This is a genomic window from Empedobacter tilapiae (assembly GCF_004785645.1).
GTDB classification, from domain to species: domain Bacteria; phylum Bacteroidota; class Bacteroidia; order Flavobacteriales; family Weeksellaceae; genus Empedobacter; species Empedobacter tilapiae.
This window is the reverse complement of record NZ_SRPE01000006.1, coordinates 137,832-150,423: the sequence shown is the minus strand read 5'-3', so window position 1 is coordinate 150,423 and position 12,592 is coordinate 137,832. Positions and strand designations below refer to the sequence as shown.

At 32.0% G+C, this 12,592-nt stretch carries 11 protein-coding genes and 1 tRNA gene; 8 read left to right on the top strand and 4 right to left on the bottom strand.

Going from position 1 to position 12,592, the window contains the following annotated elements:
- The first annotated feature begins 4 nt into the window (after window positions 1-4).
- Both ilvC and ilvA read left to right on the top strand, forming a co-directional pair.
- Window positions 5-1,042, top strand: a complete 1,038-nt coding sequence (gene ilvC / locus E4J94_RS09760; RefSeq protein ID WP_135835628.1) for a ketol-acid reductoisomerase — start codon at window positions 5-7, stop codon at window positions 1,040-1,042.
- Window positions 1,003-2,286, top strand: a complete 1,284-nt coding sequence (gene ilvA, locus E4J94_RS09755) for a threonine ammonia-lyase IlvA (protein ID WP_135835627.1) — start codon at window positions 1,003-1,005, stop codon at window positions 2,284-2,286. Before ilvC ends, ilvA begins: the two co-directional genes overlap by 40 nt.
- 124 nt (window positions 2,287-2,410) lie before the next feature.
- On the opposite strand, the gene E4J94_RS09750 is transcribed toward ilvA, so the two are convergent.
- Window positions 2,411-4,525, bottom strand: coding sequence for a prolyl oligopeptidase family serine peptidase (locus E4J94_RS09750; RefSeq protein ID WP_135835626.1), 2,115 nt, complete (start codon window positions 4,523-4,525; stop codon window positions 2,411-2,413).
- A gap of 198 nt (window positions 4,526-4,723) precedes the next feature.
- Between E4J94_RS09750 and E4J94_RS09745 the strand changes: the two genes are divergently transcribed.
- Entirely contained in the window at window positions 4,724-6,148 is a 1,425-nt protein-coding gene (locus E4J94_RS09745) for an MATE family efflux transporter (RefSeq protein ID WP_135835625.1), read from the top strand.
- A gap of 35 nt (window positions 6,149-6,183) precedes the next feature.
- On the opposite strand, the gene E4J94_RS09740 is transcribed toward E4J94_RS09745, so the two are convergent.
- Window positions 6,184-7,509, bottom strand: coding sequence for a hydroxymethylglutaryl-CoA synthase family protein (locus E4J94_RS09740; RefSeq protein WP_135835624.1), 1,326 nt, complete (start codon window positions 7,507-7,509; stop codon window positions 6,184-6,186).
- A gap of 174 nt (window positions 7,510-7,683) precedes the next feature.
- Here E4J94_RS09740 and E4J94_RS09735 point away from each other — a divergent pair, with 174 nt between their 5' ends.
- Complete coding sequence (locus E4J94_RS09735; protein WP_135835623.1) at window positions 7,684-8,322, top strand: HdeD family acid-resistance protein; 639 nt, start codon at window positions 7,684-7,686, stop codon at window positions 8,320-8,322.
- A 42-nt stretch (window positions 8,323-8,364) separates the two neighbouring features.
- Here the strand turns inward: E4J94_RS09735 and E4J94_RS17600 are convergent, their stop codons facing one another.
- Window positions 8,365-8,508 (bottom strand): hypothetical protein, encoded by a 144-nt coding sequence (locus E4J94_RS17600; protein ID WP_168801854.1) that lies wholly within the window; start codon window positions 8,506-8,508, stop codon window positions 8,365-8,367.
- A gap of 35 nt (window positions 8,509-8,543) precedes the next feature.
- Window positions 8,544-10,040 (bottom strand): cardiolipin synthase, encoded by a 1,497-nt coding sequence (gene cls / locus E4J94_RS09730; protein ID WP_135835622.1) that lies wholly within the window; start codon window positions 10,038-10,040, stop codon window positions 8,544-8,546.
- A 134-nt stretch (window positions 10,041-10,174) separates the two neighbouring features.
- Here cls and E4J94_RS09725 point away from each other — a divergent pair.
- The 4 genes from E4J94_RS09725 to der all read left to right on the top strand — a co-directional run bounded on the left by E4J94_RS09725 (window position 10,175) and on the right by der (window position 12,579).
- A tRNA-Phe gene (locus E4J94_RS09725) sits at window positions 10,175-10,247 on the top strand.
- 110 nt (window positions 10,248-10,357) lie between these two features.
- Complete coding sequence (locus E4J94_RS09720; protein WP_135835621.1) at window positions 10,358-10,708, top strand: phosphomannose isomerase type II C-terminal cupin domain; 351 nt, start codon at window positions 10,358-10,360, stop codon at window positions 10,706-10,708.
- A gap of 31 nt (window positions 10,709-10,739) precedes the next feature.
- Window positions 10,740-11,168, top strand: a complete 429-nt coding sequence (locus tag E4J94_RS09715; protein WP_135835620.1) for an adenylyltransferase/cytidyltransferase family protein — start codon at window positions 10,740-10,742, stop codon at window positions 11,166-11,168.
- A gap of 103 nt (window positions 11,169-11,271) precedes the next feature.
- Window positions 11,272-12,579, top strand: coding sequence for a ribosome biogenesis GTPase Der (der, locus tag E4J94_RS09710; protein ID WP_135835619.1), 1,308 nt, complete (start codon window positions 11,272-11,274; stop codon window positions 12,577-12,579).
- Window positions 12,580-12,592 lie beyond the last annotated feature (13 nt).

Below are 12,592 nucleotides of genomic sequence, written 5' to 3'. Positions count from 1 at the left end.
TATTATGGCAATTATTAATTTCGGAGGAACTCAAGAAGAAGTAATTACTAGGGAAGAGTTTCCATTAGATAAAGCAAAAGAAGTTTTAGCAAACGAAACAATAGCTGTTTTAGGATACGGAATTCAAGGTCCTGGACAAGCATTGAACTTAAAGGACAATGGATTTAATGTAATCGTTGGGCAAAGAAAAAAAAGTAAATCTTGGGACAATGCTGTTAGAGATGGATTTATTGAAGGTGAAACACTTTTTGAGATCGAAGCAGCAGCAGAAAAAGGAACAATCTTAATGAATTTACTTTCCGACGCGGGACAAATTGCTGCTTGGGAACAAATAAAGCCACATTTAACAGAAGGAAAATCATTATACTTTTCGCACGGATTTGGCGCAACATTTCACAAGCAAACAGGAATTGTTCCTCCAAAAGAAGTTGATGTATTCTTAGCTGCTCCAAAAGGATCTGGAACATCTTTACGTCGCTTATTCTTAGAAGGAAAAGGATTAAATTCTAGTTATGCCATTTTCCAAGATGCATCTGGTCGAGCAAAAGAAAAAGCATTAGCAATTGGTATTGGAATTGGATCTGGATATTTATTCGAAACAACTTTCCAAAAAGAAGTTTACAGTGATTTAACAGGTGAACGTGGCGTATTAATGGGCGCTATTGCCGGAATTTTTGAAGCACAATACGAAGTTTTACGTTCAAAAGGGCATACACCAAGTGAAGCTTTCAACGAAACAGTTGAAGAGTTAACACAAAGTCTAATGCCTTTAGTTGCTGAAAATGGAATGGATTGGATGTTTGCAAACTGTTCTACAACCGCACAACGCGGGGCTTTAGATTGGAAAGGGAAATTTAAAGAAGCAAATAAACCTGTTTTAGAAGATTTATACGAAAGCGTTGCAACAGGTAACGAAGCTGCGATTACAATTAAAGCAAATAGTCAACCCAATTATCGTGAAAAATTAGAGGAAGAATTAACAGAACTTAGAAATAGTGAATTATGGCAAACAGGCTTAGAAGTAAGAAAACTGAGACCTTAGGTGTTTCACTTGACGAAATAAACTTAGCACAAGTGAATTTAAAAGGAGTTGTCAAAAAAACTCCTTTCACTTTAAATGAAAATTTAAGTCGTCAATTTGAGGCAAATATCTATTTGAAACGAGAAGATTTACAAGTTGTTCGTTCGTATAAATTGCGTGGTGCTTATAATAAAATCGTTCAGTTATCAGAACAAGAAAAAAATAATGGTGTAATCTGCGCAAGTGCAGGAAATCACGCACAAGGTGTTGCGTACTCGTGTCAACAATTAAACATCAAAGGAAAAATTGTGATGCCAACGACAACGCCTCAACAAAAAATAAAACAAGTAAAATGGTTTGGTAAAGATCAAATCGAAATTATTTTACATGGTGATACATTTGATGATGCTTCGACTTTTGCGCATCAATTATCGCAAGAAGGAAACATTACTTTTATTCATCCTTTTGATGATGATAAAGTTATCGCAGGACAAGGAACTGTTGCATTAGAAATTTTGAATCAATGTGATCAACCAATCGATTATATTTTCGTTCCAATTGGTGGAGGAGGTTTAGCATCTGGCGTTATTTCTGTAATCAAAAAACTTAGTCCAAACACTAAAATTATTGGTGTAGAACCAGCTGGTGCAGCAAGCATGGCAGAAGCTATCAAACAAAATAAATCGGTTGAATTAACTAAAATTGATCCTTTTGTAGACGGAGCAGCTGTAAAAAAAGCAGGCGATAAAACGTATAAAATTTGCGCAGAAGGTTTAGAAACAATTTGTGCAGTTCCAGAGGGAAAAGTTTGTTCTAGTATTTTGCGTTTATATAATGAAGATGCAATCGTAGTAGAACCTGCAGGCGCTTTAAGCATTTCGGCTTTAGATTTTTTCAAGGAAGATATAAAAGGAAAAAATGTAGTTTGTCTACTTAGTGGAAGCAACAATGACATTACTAGAATGGAAGAAATTAAAGAACGATGTTTGCAATATGAAGGTTTAAAACATTATTTCATTATCAATTTTCCTCAACGTGCTGGTGCTTTAAAAGAATTAGTGAATGAAGTTTTGGGTAAAAATGATGATATCACATATTTTCAATACACGCAAAAAAATAACAAAGAGACAGGGCCAGCAGTTGTTGGTATTGAATTAGACAAAAAAGAAGATTTAGATGGTTTAATATTTAGATTAGAAAATCATCATTTTAGCTATCAATATCTTAATACAGACAACACACTTTTTTCATTAATGATTGGATAATTTTCCATCATAATCATACTATTCAAAAAAAACAAAGCTTCTATCAAAAAGAAAGAAGCTTTGTTTTAATATTTAATTTATAACTATGATTTCATCTATTATAGATTCAATTCTAGATATTTTTTTACTTTAATTTTTTGATCCCCATGTTCCATAAAGTAAATGCGTATTTATCAGCTGTTTCATTGATTACAACTTCTGTAGAACGACCAGCTCCGTGACCAGCTTTTGTTTCGATTCTGATTAAAACTGGATTATTACACGCTTGCTTCGCTTGTAAATTTGCAGCAAACTTGTACGAATGGGCAGGAACTACTCGATCATCATGATCACCTGTCGTTACTAATGTCGCAGGATAGCATGTTCCTTCTTTAACATTGTGAACTGGCGAATAACCTTTCAAATACTCGAACATTTCTTTGCTATCATCAGCTGTTCCATAATCATAACCCCAACCTGCTCCTGCAGTAAACGTATGATAACGTAACATGTCTAAAACTCCAACCGCAGGCAATGCTACTTTTGCTACTTTTGGATTAATTGTTTCTGTTGCTCCAACTAATAATCCTCCGTTAGATCCTCCTGATAATGCAGTAAAATCTGGTGAAGTATAGTTATTCTTTTGTAAATATTCTGCAGCAGCAATGAAATCATTAAAAACATTTAATTTATTGAATTGACGACCTCCATCGTGCCATTTTTTACCATATTCTCCACCTCCACGTAGGTTTGGAACAGCGTAAACTCCACCATTTTCAATCCAAGCAGCAGTTGCTGGGCTAAATCCTGGTGTTAAACTAATATTGAATCCTCCGTATCCATAAACGATTGTAGGATTTTTACCATTTTTTTTCAATCCTTTTTTGTACGTAATAATCATCGGAACTTTTGTTCCATCTTTTGACGTATAAAAAACTTGTTCAGAAATGTAATCATCTGAATTAAATTTTACATTTGGTTTAATGTAAACATCTGAAGAACCCGTTTCTACATTGTATTTGTAACTTGTAGAAGGTGTGATATAATTTGAAAATCCGAAATAGATTTCTTTCTCCGATTTTTTTCCACCAAATCCTGATGCAGAACCAACTCCAGGCAATGTAATTTGACGAACTTTTGATCCATCATATTTGTATTGCTCCACAACCGAAATTGCATCTTTTAAGTATTTAGCAAATAAATAACCTCCTCCTGTAGAAACAGATAATACATTTTCAGTTTCTGGGATAACCGTTTTCCAAGCAGCTTCGCTCAAATCAGAAATAGTTGCTTTAACTACTTTGTTATTTGGAGCTTTGTTATTCGTAAAAATATAGAAAGTCTCTCCATCATTATCAATCACAGAAGTATTTGTTTCAAAATTATTCACAATCGTTTTGATTGGGCTATTTGCTTGAGACAAATCTTGATAATACAACTCATTTCCTGTTGTTGTATTCGCTGCTGTAATAATTAAAAAACGCTCATCATCCGTCAAATAAGCACCAACATAACGGCGAGGTGTTTCAGTTCCTCCAAAAATTAATTGATCTGTTTTCTGAGCTGTTCCTAATTTATGATAATATAATTTGTGTTGATCTGTTTTTTCTGATAATTCAGATCCTTTTGGTTTATCATAAGAAGAATAATAGAAACCGTCGTTTCCTTTCCAAGCTGTTCCAGAGAATTTAACATCAATCAATGTTTCTCCAACTTGTTTTTTATCTTTTGCGTTAAGAACAATTACTTTTCTCCAATCCGATCCACCTTCTGAAATAGAATATGCTACTAAGCTTCCATCTTTAGAAAAACTAACATCTGCTAAAGAAACAGAACCATCTTTTGAGAATTTATTCGGATCTAAAAAAACTTCTTCTGTTCCATTTTCACCTAATTTACGGTACAAAACTGAGTGTTGTTGTAAACCATCATTTTTGTAGTAATACGTATAATCTCCTTCTTTGAATGGTGTCGAAATTTTCTCGTAATTCCAGATATCCGTCAACGATTTTTTCAATTGTGTACGTAACGGAATTTCATTCAAATAAGCATAAGTTGCTTTATTTTGTTCGATCACCCATTTCTTAGTATCCTCAGACAAATCGTCTTCCAACCAACGATATGGATCTTGTACATTCTCTCCAAAATACGTATCAACATGATCAATTTTCTTCGTATCTGGATACTTTTTCTTGTAACTCTGTGCATTCACTCCTACCATAAGGGCAACGTTAAATAAAATAAAAGCAGTTTTTTTCATTTCTTTTTTAATAGCTGTTTTGGTAAAGATAATAAAATCAAAAAGATAAATTGGTATTGAAAAAAATGATTTAAATTTGCACAAAATCCTCTCAGATTTTAATTGAAATGAATACTTAAAACTTCGCGGCAACTTAACGTTTAATTCATTTTTATTTAGAAAATTTATCAAGTATTTTTAATTTGTAAAACCTAAAAAATGACTGTAGAAAAATCTTTAACAGCCAAAATTGGGTCTATTTTTTCATTGATTAAACAATCTTTTTCAAGCGAAAACTTAGATTTAACCGCGATACCAATCAAGAAATCAGTATTTCTATTAGCTATTCCGATGATGTTCGAAATGGTAATGGAATCTGTATTTGCATTGGTCGATTTATATTTTGTAGGACATTTAAAAGAAAGCGCTTTCGCCATACAAACCGTTGGTCTTACAGAATCTTTATTAACAATTGTTTATTCGATTTCTATCGGAATAAGTATGGCTGCAACTGCAATTATTGCACGGAGAATTGGTGAAAAGAAACCCGAAAAAGCTTCGGAAAGTGCTTCGCAAGCAATTTTATTATCGATAATAATTACAATTTTGTTGAGTATTTTCGGATTTATATTCGCCAAAGACTTATTGATTTGGATGGGCTCAACCGAACAAGCTGCTGAATACGGTAAGAATTTCACAAAAATAATGATGATAAGCTGTCTCAGCATTGTTTTGTTATTCTTGATTAACGGAATTTTTCGTGGAGCTGGAAATGCAGCAATTGCGATGAAAAGTCTATGGTTAGCTAATGGAATTAATATTATTTTGTGTCCAATTCTCGTTCGTGGATGGTTTATTTTTCCTGAAATGGGATTAGAAGGAGCTGCTTTAGCTACCGCAATCGGAAGAAGTGGTGGTGTGGTTTATCAATTGTATTGTTTAACGAAAAAAGATTCATTAATTCAAATTAAATGGAGCTATTTTCTTCCAAAATCTAAACTAATTATAAATATTGTAAAAATTGCTGTTCCTGCGATTGTACAATACATTATTGCAAGTTGTAGTTGGATTATTCTTGCACGAATTGTAGCTCAAAGTGGTGGAGAAATTGCATCATCGGGTTATCAAACAGCTTTACGATTGATGATGTTTTTTATGTTACCTGCTTGGGGATTGAGTAATGCTGCAGCAACTTTAGTTGGTCAAAACTTAGGAAATAAAGATCCCGAAAAAGCTGAAAAATCAGTTTTAATGACCATGAAATTCAACATCATTTACATGTTGATTGTAAGTGTTATTTTCTATGGATTAAGCAATTATTTAGTATCAATTTTTACAACGGAAGAACATATCAAAATTGTTGCAAAAGAAGGAATGTACATTCTTGCAACTGGTTTCTTATTATACGGAATTGGAATGGTAATGATGAATGCTTTTAACGGCGCGGGCGATACAATGACGCCAACGATTATCAATTTTGTTGGATTTTGGTTATTCCAAATTCCATTAGCATATGTGTTAACGTATCATTTCAACCTAAAAGAAGAAGGCGTTTTTATAGCAATTCCTGTTTCGGAAACGTTTATTGCAATTTTAGCATTTATTCTCTTTAAACGAGGGAAATGGAAGCAGAAAATAGTATAAAAAAATCGCTCATTTGAGCGATTTTTTTTATGTTTTTATCCTTTGTAAGTATAATATCTCGCTCCTTTCAAATCTGGAATTTCAGTTTCAATGCGAGCTAAGGCAAAACCTTTCGAATCATTAATAGATGTTTTCAGATTTTTATTGTGTAGATCTTGGTATTGTTCAAAAGAAATCGCTTCTCTTTGATTCAAATAATTGAACAAATCCATTTTATTCATCACATTTTTCCAACCTTCACCAATTTGTCCTTGAAAAACTTTCGATTTAGATCCAGAACCATACGCAATAAATCCAACTGTTTGTCTATTCAATTCTTCATCATTATCAGCACTTACTTGTAAAGCCGATAAAAATGCCGTGAAAACAGAAGCTGTGTACATATTTCCGATCTCAGAAGAAGCACGTTGAGTTGGTTCTACTTTTTCTTTGATTAACGCTTTATATTCATCCGATTTTGAAACAATTTTCAAATTATCATTTGAATTATCTTGACCATTTTCTAATGCAAAAACATCAGAAAACATTCTTTTTCCCTGAAATGCATAAGGCAAGTGAAACGCAATGTATCGCCAATTTTCGTATAATTTTCCTTCAACACTAGTTTTTTCTTTAAAGTTAAAATAAGCTTCTCTTACTCTATTTTTGTAACATTCGTTAGAATATTGACCTTCGAAAACTGGTTCATCAGAAAAGATTTCAATTTCAGATTTTGTAGTTCCTAAAGCATTCAAAATCGCTGTATCAGAAGTTGATTGATGAGGCTTGAAGAAATCAAAAACAGATTCCATTCCAATTCCCCAATTGTTATCAAACGCAATCAAATCTGGTTGATTCGAAATTAACATCGCCACTGCACCAGCACCTTGCGTATATTCTCCCGTCGATTCTAAGCCATATTTTGCATAATCTGCCGCAATTACAATCGCCTTTTTTTCTGGATTTACACGTACATAATCAATAGAATTATGCATTGCATCTACTCCTCCAACACATGCAAACGTCATATCAACAACATCTGTATGCTTAAAAGGTCGTTCTCCAAATTGATTTGCTAAAACAGATTCTACCAATTGAACCGCGTAAGTCGCTGTTGGTTTCGCACCATCCAAAGCACTTTCTGTTCCTAAATAAATCCGTCCTATTTCATTTGGATTAATGTTAAAATCTGTAATTAATTTCAACAAAGCATTCGCTGCAATTGTTGCTGTATCTTCATGAGCATCTAAAACAGCCATTTTCTTTAACCCTAAACCAATTTCAAGTTTATCAGGATCAATACTGCGTTTAGTAGCCAAATCTTTTATTGGTAAATATATATGCGGAACGTAGATAGAAGCCGCCTCTATTCCATACTTCATTATTCGTAAATTTTAAGCGAACATCAAAGTTAAGTCTATTTCAATTTTATTTTGTTATGAGATAAATCTTGAAATCTCTAAAATTTTATTTTAATATAAATTAATCAATAAACCATGCTTTTTTTTATAATATTCCTTAAATTTATAGGAATAATTATAAATTTTTTTTTCAAAATGGCTAGAACTTTTTATAAATCAATCAAAAATTCTATCAAATATTGGTGGATTTTACTTATCATTGGATTATTATTTATTGGATTAGGGATTTACTGTTTTGCATTTCCAACGGCTTCATATGTTGCGCTTTCAGTCTTTTTTGCTGTTTCATTTTTATTTTCAGGGATTTCAGAAATCGTTTTTTCAATCTCGAATAAAGATGAAATTGACAGTTGGGGTTGGACGTTAGCATATGGAATCATAACAACTATTGTTGGTTTTATGTTAGTTGTGAATCCAATCTTAAGTTTAGAAGTATTTGCTTATTATGTTGGTTTCTTAATCTTATTCCGTTCCATTTCTGGTATTAGTTATGCTTTTGACTTAAAAAATTACGGAGTTAAAGATTGGGGTGTTTCTTTATTTTTAGCTATTATTGGATTAATTATTTCATTAATTTTATTATCATCTCCACAATTAGCTGGTTTAACAGCTGTTGCTTGGCTTGGTTTAGCAGTTATTTCTTCTGGACTATTTGCTATCTTTATTTCATTTCAATTAAAGAAAATTAAAGATTTGCCAAATAATATATCAGATGATTTAAGAAGTAGATACGAACAAATCAGAAAAGAAATCGAAGATTTCAAAAATCAATAAAATAAAAAACCTCCACTATAATTGAAGTGGAGGTTTTGTTTTTTATTTCCCTAAGATTCCTTCTAAAAATCCAGTTTTAAAAGATTCAATCATAACATCTGGTTGATCTATAAAATTTAGAAAACCATATGCAAGAACTGCACCTATAGCAATTTTTCCAATTGATAACAAAGATAGCTTTTTCATATTACCTTGATTTGAAATTTAAATATAATAAATATTTACAATATCGGTGCTAATAATCTACAAATCGATGCAAACGCACGGTTATACCAAGGTCTATTTTCCCATTTTTCAATAGTTAATTGCTCCGAATTATTTCGATCAATTTCAAACTGTGCATTCATTTGTTTCAATAACACATCGTTTTCAATAACAGATGTAATTTCAAAATTAATCATAAAACTACGATAATCTAAGTTTACCGTTCCTATAAAAGCTAATTGATCATCAATTGTAATGGTTTTCGCATGAATAAATCCCTTTTCATACAAATACACTTTAACTCCTCTTTTCATCAAAGGTTTTAGAAAAGATAAGGATGCTTGTTGAACAATTATTGAATCTCCTTTTTTTGGAATAATTAATTCCACTTCAATACCAGCAGATACAGCAATCATCATTGCTGTTTTAAACTCATCGCTTGGAATAAAATATGGTGTGCATAATTGTACTTTCTTTTTTGCTAAAGTAATTGCCAAAACCATTGCTTCCATCGCTGAATGAACGTCGCTTCCAGGTGAAGAGAGTCCAAAACTAACAGTAGATTCATTTTCAAAACCTCTCGTTTCTAACGTATAAAAATATTTTGGATTGGATATGCTAAATTTCTTTCCTTCAGTCATCATCCAGTTCAAATAAAAATGTAATTGCAAACTATTTATAGCTTCTCCTTCTATCATTACTGCAGTATCTCTCCAATAAACTTTATTATCAGCACTTTTTTTCCCATTTAGATTGATGTATTTATCACTAATATTAATTCCTCCAACAAATGCTCTTTTTCCATCAACAATTAGAATTTTTCTGTGATTACGATAATTTGAGTTTGCTAAAGAAGAAAATCGAACAGGAAGAAAAGTTTGAAATTCAATTCCTGAAGCTTCAAATCTTTTTTGATGTTTATTGAGCTTTGGAGAGCCAAAGTCATCTACCGTTACACGTACTTCTACTCCATTTTTTGCCTTTTCTTCAAGAATTGAAATAATTTCATTTCCTATTTTATCTTCATCGAAAATATAATATTCGAGATGTATATGATCTTCCGCTTCTCTTAATGCCTCTAAAAAATCTGGAAATTTTTCTTCTCCATTTATTAATAGTTTTACTTTATTATTGGTAGATGGATAAGCTATTCTTGCATTATTTAAATAACGATAAACCTGCGAAAGAGAACCTATTTTTTGTTCTACTTTATTTAAATCATCTTGAACTAATTCATCCAATTCACTCCATTTTTCATTAATGATTTTTTGATGATTTTTATCTATTCGTTTAAAAAATTCATCTTTTTTAAACTTTTGTCCAAAGAAAAAATAAAGTATAATTCCAATAAAAGGTAAAAAAACAATCACTAATATCCATGCAATTGTTTTAGTTGGATTTCTATTTTCTATCAAAATCGTCACAATAACCATAATATAGAGAATTGCGAGAGGAATCCAATACCATTCTTTAATAAAATACCAAACTTTTAAAAGTGATGTAAACCATTCCATTTTTTGAGATGTTTGAATTTTTTTATAAAAATAATTTAATAAAAATCAATTGTTTAAAAAAATAATAAAAAATATTTTAAATTTATTTTGGAATTTATAAATAAAGCTCCTTATATTTGCAATCCAAAATGAGCGGTGCCTTAGCTCAGTTGGTAGAGCAAAGGACTGAAAATCCTTGTGTCCCTGGTTCGATTCCTGGAGGCACCACATTTTAAAACCTCAAGCATATGTTTGAGGTTTTTTTTATGAATTATAACAATTTATTAATTGAATATTTATTAATAAGGTAAACAAATTTTCAGTAAATTGCATATTAGATGGAAATAGGAAATAGACCATGGGGATCTTACTACGTTTTAGAAGATACTAACATATATAAAGTAAAAAGAATTGAAGTAAATGTAGGAGGACGCCTGTCTTACCAATATCATAATCATCGTGCTGAAGTATGGACTATTGTACAAGGTAAAGCTTTGGTCACACTTGATGATATAGAATACGAGTATAATGCTGGTGAGGTGGTTATCATCCCCCTGAAAGCAAAACATCGTATTCAAAATATTGGAGATGAAACATTAATTTTCATAGAAGTACAATATGGCTCATATTTTGGAGAGGAAGACATCATACGTTTAGAAGATGATTATAACCGATCAAGTGAAGACTAAAAACTAACTATAAAATACTAAACTAATAACTATGAAAATCGGAATTACATTTAGTGCATTCGATTTGCTTCATGCAGGTCATATCAAAATGCTAGAAGACGCAAAACAACATTGCGATTATTTGATTGTAGGTTTACAAACTGATCCAACATTAGATAGACCAGAAAAAAACAAACCCACGCAAACTGTTGTAGAACGTTATATTCAGTTAAAAGGTTGCAAATTTGTTGACGAAATTGTGCCTTATGCAACTGAAGAAGATTTGGAAGATGTTTTGAGATCCTTCAAAATTGACGTTCGTATTTTGGGTGTTGAATACCAAGATAAAAACTTCACTGGACGTAAATATTGTGAAGAAAAAGGAATTGAATTGTATTACAATTCAAGAGATCACCGTTTCTCAAGTTCTGGACTTAGAAAAGTGGTTGCTGAAAAAGAACTTCTTAAAGTTGTAAAATAAAAATTGAGTAAGGTTAGAGTTTGTCTAACCTTTTTTATTTACAATACTTTCTCAATCAAAAAATTAATGTAAAAAATAATTCTAAAAATTATACCTTTGCAAAATGTCAAATATAGTTGCAATTGTAGGAAGACCAAACGTTGGTAAATCTACGTTCTTCAACAGAATGATCCAAAAAAGACAAGCTATCGTTGATGACACTTCTGGTGTTACACGTGATCGTCACTATGGAAAATCTGATTGGAATGGAAAAGAGTTTACCGTAATCGATACCGGAGGGTATGTCGTTGGTTCAGATGATACCTTTGAAGAAGAGATCCGCAAGCAAGTTGAATTAGCTATTGATGAAGCAAATGTAATTTTGTTCATGGTAGACAATCAAGTTGGTTTAACGGATATGGATAAGGAAGTTGGCAACCTTTTAAGACGCACTAAGAAGCCTACATTCTTAGTTGTGAATAAGGTCGATACCAACAAAAATTTAGACGATTCTTATGAGTTTTATAACTTAGGATTCGAAAAAATGTACACAATCGCTGCAATGAGCGGAAGTGGAACAGGTGAATTATTGGATGATGTAGTAGATTGTTTTACAGAAGAAGAACACATTGATCCATTCGAAGGTTTACCTAAAATTACAATCGTAGGTCGTCCAAATGCTGGAAAATCTACATTAATCAATGCATTATTAGGTGAAGAACGTAATATTGTAACGGATATCGCAGGAACAACACGCGATTCTATCGAAACATTGTACAATAAATTTGGACACGAATTTGTTTTGGTAGACACTGCTGGAATGCGCAAAAAAGGAAAAGTTAGCGAAGATTTAGAATTTTATTCTGTGATGCGTTCGGTTCGTGCAATCGAAGAATGTGACGTTTGCGTCTTGGTAATTGATGCTGAACGTGGTATTGAAGCACAGGATTTGAATATTCTTTATTTAGCAGAACGTAACCGAAAAGGTGTTGTCATCTTAATCAACAAATGGGATTTATTAGAAAAAGAAACCAATACAATGAAAGAATACAAAGACGCTATTCTTAGACGTATTGCACCATTTACAGATGTTCCTGTGTTGTTTATTTCAGCTTTAACAAAACAACGTGTCTTGAAAGCTGTAGATACTTTTATCGAAGTTTACGAGAACCGTAGTCGTCGTATCAAAACAAGTAAGTTAAACGAGACCTTGTTACCGATTATCGAGATTACACCTCCACCTGCAGTAAAAGGAAAATACATCAAAATCAAATATGTAACGCAATTACCTACAAAAACGCCTCAATTTGCGTTTTTCTGTAACTTGCCGCAATATATTAGAGATCCTTACAAACGATTTATCGAAAATCAATTGAGAAAGGAATTCAATTTTGAAGGAGTTCCAGTTGAAGTTTACTTCAGAAAGAAATAATAAAAATCCAAAA

Coding starts and splice junctions, on each gene's coding strand:
- cls (WP_135835622.1), bottom strand. CDS start 10,040: ATGGAATGGTTTACATCACTTTTAAAAGTTTGGTATTTTATTAAAGAA.
- E4J94_RS17600 (WP_168801854.1), bottom strand. CDS start 8,508: ATGAAAAAGCTATCTTTGTTATCAATTGGAAAAATTGCTATAGGTGCA.
- E4J94_RS09720 (WP_135835621.1), top strand. CDS start 10,358: ATGGAAATAGGAAATAGACCATGGGGATCTTACTACGTTTTAGAAGAT.
- E4J94_RS09735 (WP_135835623.1), top strand. CDS start 7,684: ATGGCTAGAACTTTTTATAAATCAATCAAAAATTCTATCAAATATTGG.
- ilvA (WP_135835627.1), top strand. CDS start 1,003: ATGGCAAACAGGCTTAGAAGTAAGAAAACTGAGACCTTAGGTGTTTCA.
- ilvC (WP_135835628.1), top strand. CDS start 5: ATGGCAATTATTAATTTCGGAGGAACTCAAGAAGAAGTAATTACTAGG.
- E4J94_RS09715 (WP_135835620.1), top strand. CDS start 10,740: ATGAAAATCGGAATTACATTTAGTGCATTCGATTTGCTTCATGCAGGT.
- E4J94_RS09745 (WP_135835625.1), top strand. CDS start 4,724: ATGACTGTAGAAAAATCTTTAACAGCCAAAATTGGGTCTATTTTTTCA.
- der (WP_135835619.1), top strand. CDS start 11,272: ATGTCAAATATAGTTGCAATTGTAGGAAGACCAAACGTTGGTAAATCT.
- E4J94_RS09750 (WP_135835626.1), bottom strand. CDS start 4,525: ATGAAAAAAACTGCTTTTATTTTATTTAACGTTGCCCTTATGGTAGGA.
- E4J94_RS09740 (WP_135835624.1), bottom strand. CDS start 7,509: ATGAAGTATGGAATAGAGGCGGCTTCTATCTACGTTCCGCATATATAT.